This is a genomic window from Candidatus Halobonum tyrrellensis G22, from assembly GCF_000495475.1.
GTDB classification, from domain to species: Archaea; Halobacteriota; Halobacteria; order Halobacteriales; family Haloferacaceae; genus Halobonum; species Halobonum tyrrellense.
Map to the genome: position 1 here is coordinate 1 of NZ_ASGZ01000027.1, position 20166 is coordinate 20166.

Annotated in this window: 21 protein-coding genes, 2 tRNA genes and 1 pseudogene; 7 read left to right on the forward strand and 17 right to left on the reverse strand. The window is 70.9% G+C overall.

All coding sequences use genetic code 11. From position 1 onward, the window contains the following. The 9 genes and pseudogenes from K933_RS07790 to K933_RS07830 all read right to left on the reverse strand — a co-directional run. Positions 1-331 (reverse strand): annotated as a pseudogene (locus K933_RS07790) (hypothetical protein); the annotation flags it as partial. Then, positions 315-653, reverse strand: coding sequence for a DUF7855 family protein (locus tag K933_RS07795; protein ID WP_023394160.1), 339 nt, complete (start codon positions 651-653; stop codon positions 315-317). The pseudogene K933_RS07790 and the gene K933_RS07795, both read right to left, overlap by 17 nt. 40 nt (positions 654-693) lie before the next feature. Beyond that, positions 694-1338, reverse strand: coding sequence for a DUF7504 family protein (locus K933_RS18330; protein WP_023394161.1), 645 nt, complete (start codon positions 1336-1338; stop codon positions 694-696). A gap of 53 nt (positions 1339-1391) precedes the next feature. Then, the gene (locus tag K933_RS07805) at positions 1392-1661 is read right to left on the reverse strand and encodes a DUF7854 family protein (RefSeq protein ID WP_023394162.1); all 270 of its coding nucleotides are present in this window, start codon (positions 1659-1661) and stop codon (positions 1392-1394) included. A 6-nt stretch (positions 1662-1667) separates the two neighbouring features. Continuing rightward, positions 1668-3779 carry a minichromosome maintenance protein MCM gene (locus K933_RS07810; RefSeq protein WP_023394163.1) on the reverse strand — a complete coding sequence of 704 codons (2112 nt, stop codon included), beginning with the start codon at positions 3777-3779 and terminating at the stop codon, positions 1668-1670. A gap of 307 nt (positions 3780-4086) precedes the next feature. Next, positions 4087-4159, reverse strand: a tRNA-Pro gene (locus K933_RS07815). Positions 4160-4248: 89 nt separating this feature from the next. Beyond that, the gene (locus tag K933_RS07820) at positions 4249-6117 is read right to left on the reverse strand and encodes an SLC13 family permease (RefSeq protein ID WP_023394164.1); all 1869 of its coding nucleotides are present in this window, start codon (positions 6115-6117) and stop codon (positions 4249-4251) included. A gap of 51 nt (positions 6118-6168) precedes the next feature. Continuing rightward, entirely contained in the window at positions 6169-8220 is a 2052-nt protein-coding gene (locus tag K933_RS07825) for a DEAD/DEAH box helicase (protein ID WP_023394165.1), read from the reverse strand. A gap of 179 nt (positions 8221-8399) precedes the next feature. Then, the gene (locus tag K933_RS07830; protein WP_023394166.1) at positions 8400-8858 is read right to left on the reverse strand and encodes a cupin domain-containing protein; all 459 of its coding nucleotides are present in this window, start codon (positions 8856-8858) and stop codon (positions 8400-8402) included. A 67-nt stretch (positions 8859-8925) separates the two neighbouring features. Between K933_RS07830 and K933_RS07835 the strand changes: the two genes are divergently transcribed. After that, positions 8926-10104 carry a CBS domain-containing protein gene (locus K933_RS07835; protein ID WP_023394167.1) on the forward strand — a complete coding sequence of 393 codons (1179 nt, stop codon included), beginning with the start codon at positions 8926-8928 and terminating at the stop codon, positions 10102-10104. Positions 10105-10243: 139 nt separating this feature from the next. Here K933_RS07835 and K933_RS07840 read toward each other — a convergent pair. After that, a tRNA-His gene (locus K933_RS07840) sits at positions 10244-10316 on the reverse strand. A gap of 199 nt (positions 10317-10515) precedes the next feature. Here K933_RS07840 and K933_RS07845 point away from each other — a divergent pair. After that, a complete protein-coding gene (locus K933_RS07845; protein WP_023394168.1) occupies positions 10516-10971 on the forward strand; it encodes a DUF5814 domain-containing protein in 456 nt (151 codons plus the stop codon). A 13-nt stretch (positions 10972-10984) separates the two neighbouring features. Here K933_RS07845 and K933_RS07850 read toward each other — a convergent pair whose 3' ends face one another. From K933_RS07850 to K933_RS07865, 4 genes are all read right to left on the reverse strand, one after another. After that, positions 10985-11392 (reverse strand): ribbon-helix-helix protein, CopG family, encoded by a 408-nt coding sequence (locus K933_RS07850; RefSeq protein WP_023394169.1) that lies wholly within the window; start codon positions 11390-11392, stop codon positions 10985-10987. Between the two features lie 102 nt (positions 11393-11494). After that, the gene (locus K933_RS07855; RefSeq protein WP_023394170.1) at positions 11495-11797 is read right to left on the reverse strand and encodes a hypothetical protein; all 303 of its coding nucleotides are present in this window, start codon (positions 11795-11797) and stop codon (positions 11495-11497) included. A 316-nt stretch (positions 11798-12113) separates the two neighbouring features. Beyond that, positions 12114-12731: an RPA family protein gene (locus K933_RS07860; RefSeq protein WP_023394171.1), complete on the reverse strand. Its 618-nt coding sequence runs from the start codon at positions 12729-12731 to the stop codon at positions 12114-12116. Position 12732: 1 nt separating this feature from the next. After that, positions 12733-13668 (reverse strand): replication factor A, encoded by a 936-nt coding sequence (locus K933_RS07865; protein ID WP_023394172.1) that lies wholly within the window; start codon positions 13666-13668, stop codon positions 12733-12735. Between the two features lie 245 nt (positions 13669-13913). Between K933_RS07865 and K933_RS07870 the strand changes: the two genes are divergently transcribed. Both K933_RS07870 and K933_RS07875 read left to right on the forward strand, forming a co-directional pair. Next, positions 13914-14222, forward strand: a complete 309-nt coding sequence (locus tag K933_RS07870) for a DUF7091 family protein (protein WP_049947704.1) — start codon at positions 13914-13916, stop codon at positions 14220-14222. 102 nt (positions 14223-14324) lie between these two features. Beyond that, positions 14325-15344 carry a mannose-1-phosphate guanylyltransferase gene (locus K933_RS07875; protein WP_023394174.1) on the forward strand — a complete coding sequence of 340 codons (1020 nt, stop codon included), beginning with the start codon at positions 14325-14327 and terminating at the stop codon, positions 15342-15344. Between the two features lie 29 nt (positions 15345-15373). On the opposite strand, the gene K933_RS07880 is transcribed toward K933_RS07875, so the two are convergent. Continuing rightward, positions 15374-15862: a Tfx family DNA-binding protein gene (locus K933_RS07880; RefSeq protein ID WP_023394175.1), complete on the reverse strand. Its 489-nt coding sequence runs from the start codon at positions 15860-15862 to the stop codon at positions 15374-15376. 86 nt (positions 15863-15948) lie between these two features. Then, on the reverse strand, positions 15949-16416 hold the full coding sequence (locus tag K933_RS07885; RefSeq protein WP_023394176.1) for a TRAM domain-containing protein: 468 nt from the start codon (positions 16414-16416) through the stop codon (positions 15949-15951). Positions 16417-16567: 151 nt separating this feature from the next. Between K933_RS07885 and K933_RS07890 the strand changes: the two genes are divergently transcribed. Further along, positions 16568-17251: a hypothetical protein gene (locus K933_RS07890; protein ID WP_049947702.1), complete on the forward strand. Its 684-nt coding sequence runs from the start codon at positions 16568-16570 to the stop codon at positions 17249-17251. A gap of 13 nt (positions 17252-17264) precedes the next feature. On the opposite strand, the gene K933_RS07895 is transcribed toward K933_RS07890, so the two are convergent. Next, positions 17265-17582, reverse strand: coding sequence for a hypothetical protein (locus K933_RS07895; RefSeq protein ID WP_049947705.1), 318 nt, complete (start codon positions 17580-17582; stop codon positions 17265-17267). 340 nt (positions 17583-17922) lie between these two features. Here K933_RS07895 and K933_RS07900 point away from each other — a divergent pair, with 340 nt between their 5' ends. Together K933_RS07900 and K933_RS07905 are read left to right on the forward strand one after the other, a co-directional pair. Continuing rightward, positions 17923-19038 carry a tRNA (guanine(26)-N(2))-dimethyltransferase gene (locus K933_RS07900; protein ID WP_023394179.1) on the forward strand — a complete coding sequence of 372 codons (1116 nt, stop codon included), beginning with the start codon at positions 17923-17925 and terminating at the stop codon, positions 19036-19038. Between the two features lie 98 nt (positions 19039-19136). Then, the gene (locus K933_RS07905; RefSeq protein WP_023394180.1) at positions 19137-20090 is read left to right on the forward strand and encodes a YihY/virulence factor BrkB family protein; all 954 of its coding nucleotides are present in this window, start codon (positions 19137-19139) and stop codon (positions 20088-20090) included. Positions 20091-20166 lie beyond the last annotated feature (76 nt).

Consider the following 20166-nt stretch of genomic DNA (forward strand, 5'->3'; position numbering starts at 1 on the left):
CGGCCAGCCCCGCCCCGTCGGTTGCGTCCGCGCCGCCTGTCGCGTCCGCTCGGTCGGTACCGAGCGCGTCGAGTTCCGCCTCCAGGTCGGCGATGCGGTCGGCGGCCGCCGACTCGTGGCCACGGCTCCGCGCGGCCGCCGCGAGGAGGCGCCGGAGTCCGGCCGGGTCGTCGTCGACGACGGCCAGCGGGTCCGTCTCGGGGAGTCCGAGCGCCGCGGCGACCGCCTCGGGGGTGACGTCGAGTCGGCGCAGGTCGACCGCGCGCGGTCCGCGCGGCCGGCCGGGGCTCGTCCCCCGGGCGGTCACGCCCGGCTCACAGCTCCGTCTCACGCATCGCGTCCGCGTCGGGGTGGTCGGTCCCGGCCGCGAACTTGGGGTACGGCGTGCTCGGCGACTCGCGCGACTCGTACGCCTCGGCGGCCTCGCGGACCGCGGGGCGGACGGCCGCGAACTCGTTGAACGGCGCGGTCCGCTCGACCTGTACGTCGGTGCCGTGTTTCGACCGCAGGCGGAGCGCGAGGAACGCGCCCAGTTCGGTCGCCTCCAGTAGCGCCGCCCGCCCGAACCGACGGGCGACGACCGTCTCGTGGGCGCGACAGACGTTCCGGAGCGTGGTTCGCGCCGCCTGCGAGTAGGTTACGACCAGGAGCATCGTCGTCAGGAAGGGTCGCGGGTCACTGTCGCGGCCGTCGTCACCGCGCGCGGACCGTCCGCTCGTCGCCGTCGACCTCGACGACGGCGTCGAACAGCGACGTGATCGTCTCGACGGTCTGGGCGTCGTGCGCCGACGGGTCCATGTGGAAGTGCGCGAACGCGCCGAGGGCGTCGAACCGCCCGGAGAGGACGTGGAGGAACTCGTAGGCGGTCCCCAAGTCGACGTACTGGAGGAGGGCGGTGAGCGAGTCGAAACAGACGACCGTCCGCCCGTCGGTGTCGTCCCACTCCGAGAGGTACTCGGTGATGCGGATGCCCAGCCCGGTCAGGTCGTTCGGGTTCGTCACCGTCTCGGTGGGACCGCCCGTGCCGGCCGGCCCGGCCGGCCCGGACGACTCGTCGCCGCCTACCATCGCCGCCGCCGACCGCGCGCCGTTGTCGACGCTGATGATGCCGATGTTCCGCGGCCGCGCGTCGGTCCGCGAACGGTAGCGCCGCACCTGCGCGTCCGGCGACTTCGTGTACGCGATCCACAGCGCGTTCTGGTCGTCCGCCTCGCTGGGCAACAACAGGTCGGCACATGCTCGGTCCCCCTCGGTAGACATGGCGGTCGAGAGCAACAGCACGCTCGACGCGTCGTCGAACTCGGTGCTGGCAGCCGCCTCGTGTTCGTGTACGCTCAAGTGAAGTTCCGCCTCTGACGATACCTCGTTGTTACCAGGTAAATAGCTTTGCATCAGATTATCGGTTCGATATCGTCGGGTTCGCCGTCCGACAGCGCCGCGATCCGCTCGCGCGCCGCCGTCGGCGAGGGGGCGACGACGACGGTGCCGTCGCCCGGCCCGCCCACGCCGCGGTACGCGCGGCGGTCGTCCGTCTCGAACTCCGTGGCGAACGTCCGGAGGACGGTGCCGACCCGGCGCTCGGTCGCCGCGAGGTCGGCCTCCCCCTCCTCGAACTTCCGGAGGGCGTCCTCGACGTTCCGGATGGCTGAGATTCGGTCCATCGGCGACTACGTCGTCCGTACGTAGCCACCCTGCGGCTCGTAGATCTCGCCGCGGGTCCGGAGCTTCTCCAGTTCCTGTTCGGCTTTGCCGCCGTCCATCCCGACCTGGTCGGCGCGCTCGATGATCTGGTCGACCGGCGCGCCGGGTTCGTCGTCGTACTCGTCGGCGATGGTGGTTATCAGTTCCCGGAGGCTCTTGATCCGGTCGCGCTGGCTCTTCGACGTGCCGGTCTCGACCACGTCCGCGTCGAACTGGCCCGTCTCGGGGTCGACCCCGATGTCCTGGAGACACGACTGGACGATCTCGATCACCCGTTCGGCGTCCTCCTCCTCGACGTAGTCGGAGAGCCGCACCCGCGCGCTCGCCTCCGAGAGCCGCACCAGCGCCTCCAGTTTCCGGGCGGTGACCGGGACGGGCGCGTCCTCGTCGGCGCCGCGCGCGCGCAGGTCGACGTAGAAGTCGCGGATCGCCTGTTTGGCCTCGTCCGTCATCGTGGGGTAGCAGTTGCGTTTGGCGTACGCGATGTACTTCCGGAGGAGTTCGGGGTCGATCGTCGGCTCCACCTCCTCGGTCACGTCCTCCACCTCGTCGCGGCTGAAGTTCGAGGCCGGTAGCTCCTCCCGCTGAGTGTTGAGTTCGCCCGCGTAGTTCGTCGTCAGGATGTGGTCGGCGAGTTGGGCGTCGTGGTCGGGGTCGGGCTGGTCGGTGACCGTGAAGATCAGGTCGAACCGCGAGATCAGCGCGGGTTCGAGGTCGATCTGCTCGCCGATCGGCTCGTACTGGTCGAACCGGCCGTACTTGGGGTTCGCGGCGCCGAGCAGCGAACACCGCGACTTCAGCGTCGCGTTGATCCCGGCCTTCGACACCGAGATCTGTTGCTGTTCGAGCGCCTCGTGCATCGCCGAGCGGTCCTCCGGGCGCATCTTGTCCAACTCGTCGACCGCCGCGATCCCCTTGTCCGCGAGCACCAGCGCCCCCGCCTCCAGCGTCCACTGCTGGCCGTCGCCGAAGTCGTCCCGCACCGCCGCCGCGGTCAGCCCCGCCGACGACGACCCCTTCCCCGAGGTGTACACCGACCGCGGCGCGATGTTTCTGATGTACGAGAGCATCTGCGACTTCCCGGTACCGGGGTCCCCGATCAGCAGCATGTGGAGGTCGCCGCGGATCCGCGAGCCGTCGGGGAGGTGTTTGGTCACGCCCGAGAACAACTGGAGGATCATCGCGAGTTTCTCCTGCTCGTAGCCGTAGATGGACGGCGCGACGGAGCCGACCATCTCCTCGTAGATGCCGTCGTGGTTGGAGAGTTCGATGATCTCCTTTTTGTCCGCCTCGGTGATGTCCATGTCCTCGAACTCCTCGTCCTCGATGGTCAGCGACACCCCCTCCATGTACGGGTCGAACACGGTGGTCTTCTCTTGGCCCGAGACCACCTGCTCCATCTCTAGTCTCCCCACGACGGTCACGTGGTCGCCGGGAGTCACCCGCCCGCAGATGTCGTCTTCGAGGTTCACGTCGATCGACTGGGGCGTCTCGCCGCCGCGGAGCCCCTCGGGCGACTCCTGTACCCGGAGCTGCTGGGAGTCGATGAACTGCGACTCGTTGTTGTTCACTCGGAACGGTCCCTGTCGCTCACAGCCCTGACACTCGTGTGGCTCCTGGAACCCCGAGTCGTTCTGCGGGATGTACGTCATCGTCCCGCAGCGCTGACACTCGAACGCCGCCTCGACGATCTTCGGCCGGACGTCCGTCGCCTTCCGGACGATCCCCTGGACCGCGACCAGCGACCCGATGTGGTCGTCGCTGACGCGGACGGCGCGGATGTCGATCGTGTTCTCCCGCGGGAGGTTCCGGAGGCGGACGTGCGCCTGCCCCAGCGAGATGTCGACCGGCAGGTCGTAGGTGCGAAGCGCCTCCTCGGCCACCTCCTGCATCTCCCCCGGCCGGCTGAGGTAGCGCTCCGCCAGATCGGGTTCGAAGTTGTACACGTCGTCGTAGTCGACGTACAGCGAGCGCTTCTCCTTCGGATAGTGCTGGGCGAGCGTCGCGATGTCGTCGGCGCAGTAGTCGCGGAAGAAGCTCAGGAACTCGTCGAGTTCCCCCCGCTCCGCTTGACTCATTGGTGGAGTGTTGCCGCCCCACCGGGTAAGAACTTCGCCCCCGGAGCGGAACTGATCGGACGCGTCGCGCCGCCGGCCGCGGGCGGGTCGACGCTCGCCGCACCCGCTGAGTCACCCCCACGCTCGCGGTGCTCACGGCTCACGGCGTTCGCCGTTCGCGGGCGAGACGGTGATCGCGGCGACTCGCGCGAAAAGTGGGACCGCCCGGATTCGAACCGCGGTCGTTCCGCTCGCGTTGCTCGCTTCACTCCCTGCTTCGAATCCGCTCCGGCCGGCGCTACTCGCGATGACGTTCGCAGCGACAGGATGGGACCGCCCGGATTCGAACCGGGGTCACGGGCACCCAAGGCCCGAAGTATACCAGGCTAACCCACGGTCCCGTACGTACACGTCGGCTCGAAACGGGGTAAAGCGTTTCGCTCCCGCGGGTCGGCCGTACCCGTCCCCACTTCGACGGTGCGCAGGGCGCTCACAGCCCGAGCGGGAAGAACACGCTCACGCCGACGGTCGTCACCACCGCGAACACGGCCTGTAGCGGCCCGCCCACCCGGACGTAGTCGGTGAACTTGTAGCCGCCGGGACCGTAGACGAACAGGTTCGTCTGGTAGCCGACGGGCGTCATGAACGCGGTACTCGCCGCGAACGTGACCGCCATCGCGAACGACAGCGGGTTCGCGCCGAGCGTCGCCGCGGTCTGGATCGCGACCGGGATCATGAGCACGACGCTCGCGTTGTTCGAGACGACGTTCGTCAACAGCGCCGTCACCACGTAGAACACCCCCACGAGCACCAGCGGCGACACCGCGTCGAACTGCGAGGCGGCGACGACGCCGTCCGCGAGCAGGGCGGCCGCGCCCGACTCCTCCAAGGCGATCCCGAGCGGGATGACGCCCGCGAGCAGGAAGATCACGTCCCACTGGACTGCGTCGTACACCTCGGTCGGTTTGAGACAGCCCGTCGCGACCATCGCGAGCGACCCCGCGAGCGCGGAGACCACGATCGGCATCACGTCGACGGCCGCGAGCGCGACCACCGCCGCGACGATGCCCACGGCGACGGCGGTCCGCGACTCGCGGTAGTCGTGCGTCTCTATCTCGCCCGCGACGATGAAGTTCCGGTTGGCGTCGAGGCGTTCGAGGCTGTCGGTGCTCGCCTGCACGAGCAGCGTGTCGCCCACCTGCAGCGGGATCTCGTCCATCCGCTGGCGGATCAGCTCCCCCCCGCGGCGGAACGCGAGCACCGTCGCGTCGTACCGCTGTCTGAAACTCGCGGAGGTGAGCGACTCGCCCACCAGCGACGACCCCGGCGCGATCACCACCTCGACGAGGTTCTGCCCGCCCTCCGCGGCTTCGAGTTCGTCCTCGTCGACGGTCACCTCGGGCACCAGGTCCAGCCCCTCGACGTCGATCAGGTCGAGCAGCGTGTCGCGGTCGGTCCGCACCGCGAACACGTCGCCCGGCTGGATCTGTTTCGGGCCGAGCGGTTCGAGGAACACCCGCCTGTCGCGGACGAGTTGGACGATGTCCACGTCGAACTCCGTCTCGACGAGCGCCGTCTCGACCCGTTGGCCCACCAGCGGGGAGTCCTCGCGGACCACCACCTCGGTGAGGTACTCCGCCATCCCGAACTCCTCGGTGAGGTCCGTCCGCGGCTTGATCCGCTCGGGCGTGAGATACCGACCGACGGTGAACAGGTACGCCGACCCCACCACGAGCAGGACGACCCCGAGCGGGAGGAACTCGAACATGGTGAACTGTCGCGCCACCGCGTCGGGCGCCAGCCGCGCGTACAGGTCCGACGCGAGGATGTTGGTCGACGTGCCGATCAGCGTGAGCGTCCCGCCGAACATCGACGCGTAGCTCAACGGTAAGAGGAGCTTCGAGGGCGAGGTGCCGCCGCGTTCGGCGAGGTCGGTCACCATCGGCAGGAGGATGGCGACCGCCGCGGTGTTGTTGATGAACCCCGAGATGGGTCCCACCAGCCCGACGGTCGCGCCCAACTGCCTGGCCTCGTCGCCCCGCGTCACCCGCGAGAGGACGGCCCCCAGCCGCTGGACGATCCCGGTCATCCGAACGCCCTCGCTCAGGACGAACATCGCCAGCACGGTCAGCGTCGCGGTGTTGGCGAACCCGGAGAGCCCCTGCTCGGTCGTCACGAGCGTCAGTCCGCTCGCGATCAGCCCCCACTCGGCGAGCGACGCCGACACCGGGCCGACCGTCAACAGCGCGACCAACACCCCGAGGGCGGTGATGTCCACCGGCACCGGTTCGGTCACGAAGAGGACCAACGCCGCGAGGACCACGAGAAAGACGAAGCCGATCTCCGGCGTCAGTGGCACGGCGGGTGGGACGCCGCCGGTCGGCAAAAAGGGTCCGGGACGCGACGGGAGTTACAGTTCCTCGTCGGCGAGTTCGAGGTCGCCGACGATGTCGTACGGTTCGTCGCCCGCGCGGATCCCGTCGAGGATCCGGAACGCGTCGTCGGGCGCGAGGAAGTGTCTCGTCACCGCGCGGCCGAGCGGCGTCGGCGAGAGGCCGTCGATGAACCCCCACTCCAGCAGCTTCCCGACCGCGTGGGTGGTGGGGACGTCGCCGAGCATCCGGTCGTTGAGCGCCTTCGCGCGCTTGCCCGCGACCACGATGTTGGCGAGCGTCTCCTCGGCGGCGGCCGACTCGTCGTAGACGGTGGTCACGTCCTCCATCTCCCCCTTCAGCAGTTTGAACGCCACCTCGTCTTCGGTCATCTCCATCGAGTTGTGGTACGAGCAGTCCGGTTCGACGAGCATGTACACCGTCCCCTCGTCGTGGTAGTCGGGGCGGCCCGCCCGCCCGAGCATCTGCTCGAACTCCTGGACGGAGAGCCACTCGATCCCCATCGCGAGCGTGTCGAAGACGACCTGCGAGGCGGGGAAGTCCACCCCCGCCGCGAGCGCCGCCGTCGTCACGACCGCCGCCAGTTCCTGGTCGCCGAACTGCCGTTCGACCGTCTTCCGGCGGCGGTAGTCGAGTCCCGCGTGGTACGGCGCGGAGTCGTACTCCAGTTTCCGGGAGATCTCGTGACACCGCCTGCGGGAGTTGGTGAAGATGATCGTCTGCCCCCGGTACCCCTTCGAGGACTTCGTGTCGAACTCCCGTTTGACCAGCCGGTTTTCGATCGTCAGCTTCTCGCGGTCGTCCGCGAACGTGACGTGACGCTCGATGGGGACGGGCCGCTCCTCGAACTCGATCAGCGTCGCGCCCAACTGCCCGGCCAGCCACTCGGGGTTGCCGACCGTCGCCGAGAGGTACACCCACTGAGCGGGGGAGTTTCGCTCCTCGGTGTAGTGTTTCAGCCGGCTGATCATCCCGTCGAGCCGGTGGCCCCGCTCGCCCTCCTTTAACGTGTGGACCTCGTCGATGACGACGGTGCCGATGTCGCCCATGTCCTTGCCCGTCCGGAGGGCGTGGTCGATACCCTCGTACGTGCCGACGATCACGTCGGCGTTCGGGTCGAACCGGTTGCCGTCGTCGTTGATCCGCGAGGCGCCCACCCGGATGGTCACGTCGAGGACGTCGCCGTAGCGCTCCTCGAAGTCCTCGTGTTTCTGGTTGGCGAGCGCGACCAGGGGAACGAGGAACAGCATCTTCCCGTCGCCGTTGAGCGCGTTGTTCACGCCCGCGAGTTCGCCCACGAGCGTCTTCCCCGTCGCCGTCGCGCTCACGACCAACTGGTCGTCGCCCGCGCCGCCGCCGTCGGCGAACAGGCCGTTGCGCACGGACAGCGACTGAACCGGGAGGAGTGTGTCGAACCGGCCCGTCACGCGCTCCGCCAACGCGGGGTGGAGGTCCAACTCGTCGGTCCGGACGGGGTCGACGTCCTCGACGGTCGCGGAGATGGTGTCGAACTTCGTCAGGTCGGGGTCGAGGTTGCCCTGCAGGAGGTTGGTGATCCGCTCGAGGTCCTGGACCTCGAACAGCAGGTCCTCCAACCGGTCTTGGGCGGCGCCGGTGAACTGCCCCTTGAACGACAGTTCGCGTTCGAGTTCCCGCTTCGCACACGATTGACAGATGTAGTCGCGGTCGGCCTTCACCGCGGTGTCGCTCGTCACCGGCGAGTAGCGCCCCGCGTTCGCGCAGTAGCGGCAGGTTCGGACCTGCTTGGCGTCGAGTTGGTAGCCGTCGAGCATCTCTGTGAGTCGGTCGCGCGCGCCCGTGTCGGTCTGTTCGGAGATGCGGATCCGCTCGGCGTTGCGCGCCAGGTCGACGAACACGTCGGGCTGGCGCGGCTCCTCGCCCGAGTCGCGCTTCACGCGGAACCGCCGCGGGCGGGGACCGGCGTCCGTCTCCTTCAGTTCGAGAACGCCGCGGAGCACGCGCTGTCCGTCACGCGTGACCACGACGGTGTACTCGCCGTCGCGTTCGTGGAGGAACAGGGTCTCGACCTGCGGGAGTTGTTCGGACACGTCGTTGCCCACAGTAGGGGAACGCCCTATTTCAGCCGTTCGCCTCGCGTGCGGTGCGTGTACGGCCCGCACGGGAGGTCTCGGCGTCGCGGAGTCGGAGTCGGCTCCCGCCCGGTCGGAGACGGAACGGTCCCGGATGCGACCGGACCGCCCGCGCCGGACGCACCGGACGCGTCGACCTACTCGTCGTCGACGACCCGGATCGCGTCGTCGCCGTTGGGCACACAGCAGATGAACGCCCCCCGCTGGTCGCCCTCGTTGCGGTACCAGTGGACGACGCCCGCCGGGATGAGCAGCGAGTCGCCGGCCGACACCGTGTACTCCTCGCCGCCCTCGACGGCTTCGCCGTCTTCGCGAGGCGTCGCAGACGCCTCGGAGATGCCGACCGTGTACTCGCCTTCGAGGACGTACTGCTCGTGTTCCACCTCGTTGGTGTGTTTCGGCGCCGTCGCGCCGGGTTCGAGCGTGAACCGGCGGACCGCGAAGGTCGGCGCGCCGTCGGACTCGTCCAACAGGACGCCCTTCGACATGCCGTCGGCGGCGCCCACGGGTTCGTACTCGATATCCTCGGCGCGCTTGACGACCGGCCGCGGACCGGAGTCGCGACCGGACTCGGAGTCGGGTTCGGGGTCGCTCACGGCACCGGGTTCGGTACGGGATACCTTAACGACCGGGTTTATACCGACCGGACCGCTATCCCGGAGCATGCGAGGCATCACGTTGGGCAGGGTGGCGGGCATCCCGGTTCAGTTGAACTGGACGTTCCTGCTCGTACTCCCGCTGTTCGCGTGGCTCATCAGCCAGCAGGTCGGCCAGTTCGTCGAGATTCTCGGGCTGTTCGGCGTCTCGCTCGACGCCGACGCGCTGACGGCGGGGTCGCTCCCGCTCGCACTCGGGGTCGCGGCGGCGGTCGGGCTGTTCGTCTCGGTGCTCCTCCACGAGTTCGGCCACTCGCTGACCGCGATGCACTACGGCTACGACATCGACTCGATCACCCTCTGGCTGTTCGGCGGCGTCGCGAGCTTCGAGGAACTCCCCGAGGACTGGAAACAGGAGCTCGTGATCGCTATCGCCGGTCCCGCGGTGTCGTTCGCGCTCGGCGTACTCGCGTTCGTCGCCCTCGGCTTCCCGCTCCCCCCGTCGGCGACGTTCGTCGTCGGCTACCTCGGCGTGATGAACGTCGTCCTCGGCGGGTTCAACCTCCTGCCGGGGTTCCCGATGGACGGCGGGCGCGTCCTCCGCGCGCTGCTCGCGCGCAACCGCACTCACGCCCGCGCGACCCAACTCGCCGCCGAGGTGGGGAAGGTGTTCGCGTTCCTGCTCGGGCTGTACGGCCTGCTCAGCGGCGACTTCCTCACCATCGGGCTGGCGTTCTTCATCTACATCGCGGGCGCGGGCGAGGCCCAACAGACGGTGCTCAAGGCCGCCTTCGAGGGCGTCATCGTCGGCGACATCATGACCCCCCGCTCGGAACTGGTGACGGTCGACCCCGACACGTCGGTCGCGGATCTCCTCGCGCGGATGTTCTCCGACCGCCACACCGGCTACCCGGTGATCGACCGCGGGTCGCTCGTCGGGATGGTCACGCTGGAGGACGCACAGGGCGTCCGCGAGGTGGAACGGGACGCGTACACCGTCGCAGACGTGATGGCGACCGACATCGCGAGCGTGACGCCCGACGCCGACGCGATCGACGCGCTCGAACTGATGCAGGAGCGCGGCGTCGGCCGACTGGCCGTCATCGACGCCGAGGGGGACCTCGTCGGACTGGTCTCGCGGACCGACCTGATGACCGCGTTCAACGTCATCCAGTCGGGCGGCACCGCCCCCTCACTCGGCGGCCTCCGCGGCGACGACGCGCTGCCCACCCTCGACGGGCGGTAGCCGCCGCCGACGACCCGGACTGCGTCGAGGCGTTCCTCGGTGCGTCGCTTCCCGAACGCGAGACGCCGCGAGCGCGCGGACGCGGAGTCCGCGGGCTGCTCGCTGGGGAGGTCACGAACCGCGAAAGGAGTCGAAGAAGGTCCAGGTGCGAGAATCGAACCCGCGTCTCAGCCTCCACAAGGCTGAAGGATGGTCCACTACCCCAACCCGGACACGCACCAGAGTGTATCGCGTTCCGGCCCAAATACGTTACGACTCGGGGGCTAGCGTGCGACTCACCACCACCCCTACCCCCGTCCGCCCGGGCGCGCCGACGGGACCGGAAGCGCCGCCGCGTGCGGTCGAGCGCGCGACTCCGGCACGCGCGCGACCGCCGGGCTTTTCTCGCCCAGGCGCGTAAATCCGCCACCTGTGGCCATCACGGACAAGATCTACCTCAAGAACCACCGGCAGATCGCCGCCCAGTTGGACACCAACGTACCGAAGGGCGCGTTCAAGGGGGCGACGCTCGACCTGGTGTTCACGGGCGACGGGCTGGCGGAACTCGACGAGGCGACCCGCGACCGGGTGCTCGAGTTCGCGGAGGACTTCATCGACTGCGGCTGCGACGACGCCCCCTACTGCGGTCACCCCGAGCGCAAGTTCGTGACGTACCTGCTCGAACTCCGCGCGCAGGGGATGGGTCCGGACGCCATCGTCGACGTGATGGGCGACGACTACATGCTGTACGCCTACCCCGGCGACGTGCTCTCCTTCCTCGACGACGCGGTGCGCACGCTCGAAGCCGTCGAGTCGCTCGCGGACGTCGAACACGACGAGGAGATGGCCGAGAAGGCGCGGCGGGCGCGGCGGGCGCTGGCGGGCTGACCGACGCGAGAAGCTACCCGAGTTGGTACGGCTCGTCGTCGGGACCGCCGTCGAGGTCCTCGAGGAACACCACGTCCTCGGCGCCCTCCTCGTCCTCCAGTCGGTCCTGGAGGAGCGTGACGAACGCCTTGTACTCGTCGAGTTGCTCGCGGAGGTGCTCGGCTTCGAGTTCCAGCCGCTCGTGTTCGCGGACGAAGCTCTTGGGCACCTCGACGGTCGGCGGGAACGACTCCCCGTCGTCGCCCTCATCGACGCGGTTCTCGGGGACGACCTCGACCTGGCCGTCGTGGGCGACGAGCGCGTCGACGTAGTCGCGGAACACCGCCGACAGCGACAGGTCCCGCTCGTCCGCGATCTCCCGGAGCGCGTCGAAGGCGTCCTCGTTGACGCGGAAGGAGACCGTCTTGTTCTTGTTGCCCATGCGGGAACCCGGCGGTCGCGTCACTTAACGGTTCGTCAGACGGTGGGGAGGGGCGCGCGGCCCGACCGGGCGGTCGCCCGGCCGACGCCGCGAGCCGACGGGTCAGTCCGCGCGCGAGCCGCGCGAACCGGGGTCGCCGGCGGCCCGCGCGGCGCGGACGCGCTCGGCGTGGGCCTCACAGCAGAGGTCGTCCGCGCCGGTTCCGATCCGGGTCTTGCAGTCGGGACACCGCTCGGGGTCGCGACCCGCGCGCCGGCCACCGTCACCGTTCGTCTCCCGGTGGTCCTCGCGCCCGCCGTCGGCGCGGAGACGGTCCCCCCCGCCGTCGGTCGCGTTCGGGTCGGTCCCCATCGCGTCGTACACCTCGCGCCACCCGGCGCTCGGCGAGTTCCCCTCACTCGGCATGGGTCGCCTCCGGCGGATCGTCGGTCGAGTCGGTCGGGTCGGTCGCGTCGGACGGTACTCGGTCGGTCGTCGCGTCGGTAGCTTCTTGTGTGGGTACGCGGTGAGCGTGCATTGGACTCGTATCTGCGCTCCTTCGAGCGGGTCCGCCCCGCGTCGGTGCTGGCACACCGGCGCGTTTCGCGCACAGCGGGGCTGTTCGGTCGGACGGCGATGCCTCTCGTAGTAGCTCGTCCCGTCGGGTGACGGGCGCGCGGACGGACGGCGCGCCGGGTAGGGCGACCACCCGCCCGCTTCCGGACCGCGGGTCGGGCTACGCCTACGCCTGCGGCGTCGGCTCCTCGCTCCCGCTCGCGAGTTCGTCGTTCTCGTCGAGCGATTCGAGCGCCGAGACCGCCGCGTCGGTGTACGACTCGACGGGGAGGTCGTACCGCTCGCGGGCCATCCGGGCGTACTCGTTGCCCTCGTCGTCGAACCGCTCGACGCGGTCGAGCGTCCGCTCGGCCGTCTCGACCACCCAGCGGTCGCGCGTCGCGGCGTCGACCGTGGTGATCGACTCCGGCCGGACCGAGACGTTCACGCTGCCGTCGTCGGTCTCGTACGTCCGCGGCTTGCCGACCACCGCGACGTACGCGGGCGGTTCGAGTTCCCGCAGCGCGCTCGCCGCCTCGGGCTGGTACTGGCCGGCGTAGACGAAGAACGTGCCCGTGGGGTCCACGATGCGGCCGCGCCAGTACTCGCTGTCCTCGCCGACGTCCTCCTTCTCGGTGAGCGTGCCCACGAGGAACACGCGGTTCGCGCGCTCGCCCGTCGGGAGCAGGAGGTACAGCGGCGCGCGCTCGTCGTCCGACTCCTGGAACGTGTAACTGCCGTCGTTGAACTCGCCGGCGAAGACGCGGCGTGCGACCTCGCGGGAGGGGATGTTCTGCTGGCTCATATCACATCGACCTCGCTTTGATCAGCACGGCTTCCGCATCCGCCGGCCCGGACAACTGCTCGAACTCGTCGACCAGGACGTACCGGCCGAGGGTCGGTCCCCGGACGCGGTAGTAGCGGCCGACGACGCGGTCGGCCATCTCCTCGCCGACGACGGTGGTGTCGAGCGCCTCCTGGGCCATCTCCTTGGCCTCGTCGAGCGAGATGTCCGTCAGTTCCGTGGTGGCGTCCTCGTCGAAGATGACCTCGTGGACCGCCTCGCCGTCGTCGAGCACCGCCTTGATCCGGAGGTCGAACTCGCCGTCGACCTGGCCGTGCTCGCTACACCGACCGTTCTGGAGGACGCGCGTACAGCCCTCCTCGGGACACCGCTTGATCAGCCCGGAGCCCGACTGGATGTCGACCAGCGCGCCCTCGACCTCGTCGGCGTCGTCGCCGACCTCGACCTCCTCGTCGAGTTCGGTGATGCTGGTCGTCCGGTTGAGCTTCACCGAGAAGTTGCCCTGGTACTCGTCGGTGACGACGTTCGAGAGGGCGTAGCTCGTCCCCTCGTCGAGTTCGGACAGGTCGCTCGTCGTGAACGCGACGAACTTCATCGTGCCCGACTCGTCGCCGACCAGACCGACCTGTGCGATCGACTCGTGGCCGGGGTCCCAGAGGTCGACGACCTTCACCCGGAGGTCGACCCACTGTTCGTCCTCGTCGATCTCGCCGAGGAGCACCTGCTCGTTGCCGCCGGCGCCGCCGCCGAGTTCGTCGCGTTCGAGGCCCGCCTCGTCGAGGTAGGCGTTGACGACGCTCCGCCGCGCCTCGTCGACCGGAACGCGGTACTCGTCGACGAGCGTCTCGAGTCGCTCCTCCACGTCGTCGACCGTCAGGTCGAGGTGGTCTGAAAACTGCTCGCGTATCTCTTCCGCGTGGGTGCGCAAATCTGCCATGGTTGTGCTGCCTCCGATCTGTTTCCGGTGGGAGGCGTACGACGGTTGGTGCCCGATAGTATTTAAATCTCCGGTGGCGGGGTGAAAGTGAAACCCGCGCCCCGACGCCGGCTCGACGCCGTATCCGGGGGGCCGTCGCCGCCCGCGTGCGGTCGTCTCGGGTGGGGCGAGCGAGGGGAGGGCACGCCGGACGCCGGGGAGGCAACGGACCTATGCCGCCCGCGCACCCAGACGCGGGTATGACGCTGAGCGACCGGTTCCGCCGCGTCCTCCGCCAGCAGGCGCGCAAGGTCGGCCGGGAGTACGCCCGGAGCAAGGAGGCGTACGAGGAGGGGCGCGACGCGGGCGAACGCGGCGTCGGCGAGGGCGACCCCGCGGCGTTCGACCTGCCGACCGACGACGAGGGGCGCGCGCGGGTCGTCTGCCGCCGTCACGTCGACCGGCGGGCGGTCCTCGTCGACCCCGAGGGCCGCCCCGCCTGTTTCGAGGCGGGCCACCCCGACTGCGAGGGCTGCGCCGAGGACGTCCGCGAGGGCGCCGTCCAGACCTGGTAGTCGGGCGGACCGCGCGGCGCGCGTCGCCGCCGACGGCGTCCCGCCCGCGGCCCGGAGCCGCCTCGCGTGGGGCTTTTTGTTGGGCGGTGACGACGCCCCGCCATGGACCGACCCGTGGTCGCCGCCGTCCTCGCCGGCGGCACCGGCTCCCGGCTCTACCCCGCCTCCCGGAGCGACCGGCCCAAGCAGTTCCTCCCGCTCGGCGGCGACGAGTCGCTGCTGTCGCGCACCGTCGACCGAACCGGGTTCGCCGACGAGACGCTGGTCGTCACGCGCGAGCGGTTCCGCGCGGAGGCGGCCGACCACGCCCCCGACGCGACGGTCGTCGCCGAACCCGAGGGGAAGGACACCGGTCCCGCCGTGGTGTACGCCACCCACCGCGCGCGCGAACTCGTCGACCGCGACCCGGTCGTCGTCTGTCTCCCCGCCGACCACCACGTCCCCGACGCCGCCGCCTTCGGCGCCGCGATGGCGCGCGGCGCGCGCGTCGCCGCCGACACCGGCCGGCTGGTCGCGTTCGGCGTCGAACCCACCCGGCCGGACACGGGCTACGGCTACGTCGAACCCGGCGCCGACCACGGCGACTACCGCACCCTCTCGGCGTTCCACGAGAAGCCCGACGAGCGGACCGCCGCGGAGTACGTCGACGCGGGCTACTACTGGAACGCGGGGATGTTCGCGTGGACGCCGTCGGCGCTGTTCGCGGCCGCCCGCGACACGCCGCTCGGCCCGCTGGTCGAGGCGCTCGAACGCGACGACCCCGACCCCGCGGCGGGGTTCGCGGCGGTCGAGGCGACCAGCGTCGACTACGCGGTGATGGAGCGCACCGCCGACGCGGTGGTCGTCCCCGTCGGGTTCGCGTGGGACGACCTCGGGACGTGGGACGCGCTCGCGCGCACCCTCGATCCGGACGACGACGGCACCGTCGTCGACGGCGCGGAGACGCTGACGCTCGACGCCCGCGACAACGTCGTCGCGAGCGACGGGAGACACGTCTCGCTCGTCGGCGTCTCCGACCTCTGCGTGGTCGCGTACGACGACCGGGTGCTCGTCGTGCCGAACGGGGAGGCCGGCCGGGTCCGCGAGGTGGCCGACCGACTGAAGGCCGACGACCGGTTCTGACCGGCCGAGCGCTCGTATCTGCCGCTACGCTACTCCGACCGGCGGACGCGGACCCCGCCGGACCGGGTGACGCCGACGAGGAGCGCGTCGACCACCTCCCGCCCCCGGACGGCGTCGCCGGCCTCGTCGCTCACGAGTTTCATCAGGCCGGGCGCGGCGCGGCTCACCTTCACCCCCACCTCGTCGCAGGCGTCGTACACCCGTTCGGGCACGTCGTAGAGGTCGGTCCCCGCCTCTATCTCGACGCGGACCGGCGCGGCGAGCGCCTCCGCGAACGCGACCGTCTCGCGCGCCCGCTCGACGTTCCGGCGGGCGCTCGCCTCGACGCTGGAGACGTTCGCACGCGAGGTGCCGAGGCGGGCCGCGACGTCGGCCTGCCGGGCGCCCTCCTCGCGGAGCGCGAGCACCTCCGCTTGCCTGCGGGTCAGGACGCTTCGGTCGGGGTCGAACCCCGCGCGGTCGAGCAGGTCGTCCACGTCGGCGTCGACGGCGTCCGGATCCCCCTCCGGGTCGGTCATGGTCGACGTGTGAGTGCCGGCGACAAAAACCCGCAACGCCCCCACAGTTCGGACTGTCCGTGCGCGTTCGCGCCGTCGCTCCGGGGTTACGAACCCCAGAAGTTGTCGCGCGAACCCAGCCGCTCCTCCTCTCTCCTGTCGCGGTTGCTCCGTGTCTCGCCCTCCTCGGCAACCTCGGGTCCGTCCGCGTCGGTCGCGTCGGCGTCCTCGTCGTCGTCCATCGGGAGCTTCTCGACCACCTCGACCGCCTTCGCGTGGTTCTGTTTCACCTGGTCGATGCGCACCCGCGCGCGCGTCGGCGGGAGCAGGCCGTCGATCATCACGATGAACCCGTCGTCGGTCCGGCCGACGCCCGCGCCGCTCTCGTGGATGTCCTCGACGTCGACGACGACTTCCTCGCCGGGCTTGACCGGCTGCTGTTTCAGGTCCGAGATGGGCATGTCGTAGCTGTTACACCACTCCGCGCCGCCGCGGTCGCCGTAGTGTTGACAGCCCATCCCCTGGATCCGCTCGGAGAATCGGGGGCACTCGTCCGCGAGTGGACAGTCCGGCATACGTCGAGACTAGCCACCACCCGCCTAAACGCTTCCGTCTACGCCCGTCGGGCGGCCGTACGGGGTCTCGGCCCGCCGCTCGGCCGCGGAGCGGGCGACGGGCGACCCGCCCGAGCGACGGCGTTAACGCCGGGCCGTCCGAACCCGGAGCGTGAACCGACGGGTGCCGGAACTGGCGCTGGTGACCGGGGTGTTCCTCGCCGTCTCGCTCGGCGGCTTCGCGCTGTGGGCGACCCGCGACGTCTCCCGGTCGCTGCTCGCCGCGGTCGTCCTCCTCTACCCGTTCGCGCTGTACGCCGTCCGCTACGACGACGACCCGACGACGGTGCTCCCGCCGCGTGCGGTCGGCGCGGCCGGCGCGCTCGCGGCCGCGGCGGTCGTCGCCGACACCCTCGTGCGCGCGACCGACGCCCCCCTCGCCGCGGCCCTCCGGGGGCTGTTCTTCGGCCTGGTGGTCGCGCTCCCGCCGGTCGCGTACGCCGCCCGCTACGGCGCGAGGGCCGCCCCGGGCCGCGCCCGCGCGGTCCTCGCCGGGAGCGCGCTCGGCGGCGGCGGACTCGTGTTCGCGGGCGCCGTCGCCGGCTCCGTGTTCGGTCCCGCGGCGGGGCTGCTGGTCGCGCTCGCGGGCGCGCTGTACGCCCACGAGCACGGCGTCCGCACCGACCGGACGACCAAACTCGCGGGCGTCGCGGCGGGGCTGCTGCTCGCGGCCGTCGCGCTCGTCGCCGGGCTCTCGGCGGCCGAGTCGCCGCTGGCGTACGTGCTCGCCGCCGTCGCGCTCGTGCTCGCGCCGGGGACGTACTACGCGCTCACCGTCGAGACGAGCGCCTTCTGAGCCGCGGTCGAGGTCAGAGGAACTCGTGGACCTCGGAGTACCACATGTCGTGGTGGTCGACCCGGTCGAGCGCCTCCGCGACGTCGACCGCGAGCGCGTGCCAGCAGCGCTCGTCGGGGTCCGACGGGTCGAGGTTGTACGCCGCGTCCTCGCAGTCGCAGCCGCCGTCCTCGACGACGTGTTCGGCGCGGTGGCCCACCACCACGGTGAAGTCGCGGTACTGCTTGACCCGTTCCTCGGAGACGGCCTCGATGGCACGCCGGCCGCGCGCGCCGTGCGTGGAGACGACCGCCTCGACGACCGCCGGGGTGAGTTCGCCCGCCGCCGACAGCGCCGCCCGCCAGTCCTCGGCGGCGTCGGGAGCGTCCCGGGCGGACCCGTCGCCCCCGGCGTCGCCCGCCCCGGCGGCATCGGCGTCGGCGGCGTCGGCATCGCCCGCCCCGACGGCATTGGCGTCGGCGTTCGCGGTGTCACCGGCCGCTCGCCCGCCCCCGGCGTCGACGGCGTCCCCCTCTCCGTGAGTCACACTTTCACTTCGCTGTCCCCGGGCAAAACGCTTCGGTCCACACACTGTCGGCCCGGCGTCCGGTCGGCGGTCCGACCGCCGGGGTCGACGACCGGTCGATTCCACGGCGCTTAACCGCGCCAGCGCCCCACCGTGTAGCAGAACGATGCAGGTCGAGGAGGGCGGCGTGACCGTCGAGGTGGAGAGCGCGCGCGACGGCGCCAGCGAGGGCAGCGGCAGCGAGGTGTTCTACAACCCCGAGATGGAGTTGAACCGCGACGTGACCGTCGCCGTCCTCCGGGCGTACCCCGACCGCGAGCCGCGCGCGGAGACGTACCTCGACGCGATGGCCGCCTCGGGCGTCCGCGGGACGCGCGCGGCCGCCGAGGGGTTCGACGTCACCTGCGCCGACGTCGACCCCGACGCGGTGGAACTCGCGGCCCGGAACCTCGCGCCGTACGACGGCGAGGCGGTCGAACGCGACGCGAACGCGCTGCTCCACGAGTCCTTCTTCGACGTGGTCGACGTCGACCCGTACGGCTCGCCGATGCCGTTCGCCGACGCCGCCGTCGCGGGCACGCGTAACCTCCTCTGTGTGACTGCGACCGACACCGCGCCGCTGTGCGGCGCCCACTTCGACAGCGGCGTCCGGCGCTACTCGGCGGTCCCCCGCAACACCGAGTACCACCCCGAGATGGGGCTGCGGGTCCTGCTGTCGGCGCTAGTCCGCCGCGCCGCCGCCCGCGACAAGGCCGCCACGCCGGTGCTCTCGCACGTCTCCCGGCACTACGTCCGGACGTACCTCGAACTCGACGCGAGCGCCTCCCGCGCGAACCGGGCGGTGGAGGAACTCGGCCACGTCTACCACTGCCAGGACTGTCTCGAACGGAGCCACGAGTACGGGTTGGTCGCCGACCCGCCCGGCGCCTGTCCCGCCTGCGGCTCCGACCGCGTGGTGACCGCGGGACCGCTGTGGCTCGGCCCGGTCGCCGACCCCGAGTTCGCGGCCGCGGTCCGCGAGCGGGTGACCGACGACATGGGCGAGGCGAAGCGCGCGCGGGACACGCTGGAGACGGTGGAGACGGAACTCGACACGCCGACCCACTACGACCAACACCGGCTCACCAAGCTCTGGGGTCGGCCCGCCGCGGGCATGGACGAGTTCGTCGCCGCGCTCCGCGACGCCGGCTTCGACGCCAGCCGCGCACACTACTCGGGCACCGCGTTCAAGACCGACGCGAGCGTCGCGGACTGTCGCGACGCGACCGCCGACTTGGGGTGAGGGGTCGACCCGACGAGGGGTTAGTCGGGACCCACCCGGTAAGTAAGGGATGGCGAGCGGCCGCGACGTTCTTTCGTCTCCGTCCCTACAGCGTCCCCGTGTCGAACGACGGGACGTCCGAACTCGTGCGCGACGACCCCCCGAGCGACCGCGCGGACGCCGCCGAGGGCGACCCCGGGGAGCACGGGAGCCGGGCCGACGCCGCGAGCGGCGGGGTCGACCCGGGTCGGACCTCGGTCGGCGTCCCGTCGAGCGACGACGCGGACGACCTGCACGGGGCGGGCACGCTCAAGCGGATGTACGTCGCGGTCCGCCGGGCGGACGTGACGTTCATCGCCGGGAGCCTGGCGTACCACAGCATCGTCGCGGTGCTCCCCGCGGTGGTGTTCGCCTTCGTCGCGCTGTTCGAACTCAGCGGGGAGGTGGTCGCGCGGAACGCGGTCGCGGTCGCCGGCGACGTGCTCACGCCGGTCGGCCGGACGTTCCTCCGCGACGCGCTGACGGACGTCTCCCGGCGCCGCGGCATCCTGGTGGTGTCGGTCGGGCTGATGTGTTTCGCCGCGGTCCAACTGTTCCGCGGGTTCGACCGTGCGTTCGCCGCGGTGTACGGCGCCGAGGAGCGGGGGGCGCTCAACAAGGCCACCGACGCGGTGTACGCCTTCCTGGTGGGGTCGCTCGGCGTCGCCGCGGTGCTCATCGCCGGCGGCACGCTGTCGGTGTACGCCAACGCGAACACCTCGCTCGCGCACGTCGCCGTCCCGGCGGGCGTGTTCGCGCTCTCGGTGGCGACGCTGTGGCCGCTGTACCACGGGCTACCCGCGGTGAAGACGACGTGGCGCGAGACGCTCCCGGGGACGGTGTTCACCGCGACCGGGTGGGCGGTCGCGGGCGCCGGGTTCGGGCTGTACGCCGCCAGCGACGCCGCTGTCGGCATCTACGGCGTGCTCGGCGGGCTGGCGCTCCTCCTGCTGTGGTTCTACGTCGCACACGTACTGTTGCTCGTCGGCGCCGCGCTCAACGCCGTCGCCGCGGGCCGGATCGGCGGCGAGTAGCCCCGGGCGGCCGACTCGGCCGCCGCGGGTCGGCGCGGTCGGCGACCGATACTCGGGGTGCCAGTGGATTCTTGGT

Excerpts from the sequence above, each read along its gene's own strand:
- K933_RS07835 (WP_023394167.1), top strand. The coding sequence starts at position 8,926 with ATGCGAGGCATCACGTTGGGCAGGGTGGCGGGCATCCCGGTTCAGTTG.
- K933_RS07795 (WP_023394160.1), bottom strand. The coding sequence starts at position 653 with ATGCTCCTGGTCGTAACCTACTCGCAGGCGGCGCGAACCACGCTCCGG.
- K933_RS07880 (WP_023394175.1), bottom strand. The coding sequence starts at position 15,862 with ATGACCGACCCGGAGGGGGATCCGGACGCCGTCGACGCCGACGTGGAC.
- K933_RS07810 (WP_023394163.1), bottom strand. The coding sequence starts at position 3,779 with ATGAGTCAAGCGGAGCGGGGGGAACTCGACGAGTTCCTGAGCTTCTTC.
- K933_RS07860 (WP_023394171.1), bottom strand. The coding sequence starts at position 12,731 with ATGAGCCAGCAGAACATCCCCTCCCGCGAGGTCGCACGCCGCGTCTTC.
- K933_RS07865 (WP_023394172.1), bottom strand. The coding sequence starts at position 13,668 with ATGGCAGATTTGCGCACCCACGCGGAAGAGATACGCGAGCAGTTTTCA.
- K933_RS07875 (WP_023394174.1), top strand. The coding sequence starts at position 14,325 with ATGGACCGACCCGTGGTCGCCGCCGTCCTCGCCGGCGGCACCGGCTCC.
- K933_RS07855 (WP_023394170.1), bottom strand. The coding sequence starts at position 11,797 with ATGCCGAGTGAGGGGAACTCGCCGAGCGCCGGGTGGCGCGAGGTGTAC.
- K933_RS07900 (WP_023394179.1), top strand. The coding sequence starts at position 17,923 with ATGCAGGTCGAGGAGGGCGGCGTGACCGTCGAGGTGGAGAGCGCGCGC.
- K933_RS07885 (WP_023394176.1), bottom strand. The coding sequence starts at position 16,416 with ATGCCGGACTGTCCACTCGCGGACGAGTGCCCCCGATTCTCCGAGCGG.
- K933_RS07805 (WP_023394162.1), bottom strand. The coding sequence starts at position 1,661 with ATGGACCGAATCTCAGCCATCCGGAACGTCGAGGACGCCCTCCGGAAG.
- K933_RS07850 (WP_023394169.1), bottom strand. The coding sequence starts at position 11,392 with ATGGGCAACAAGAACAAGACGGTCTCCTTCCGCGTCAACGAGGACGCC.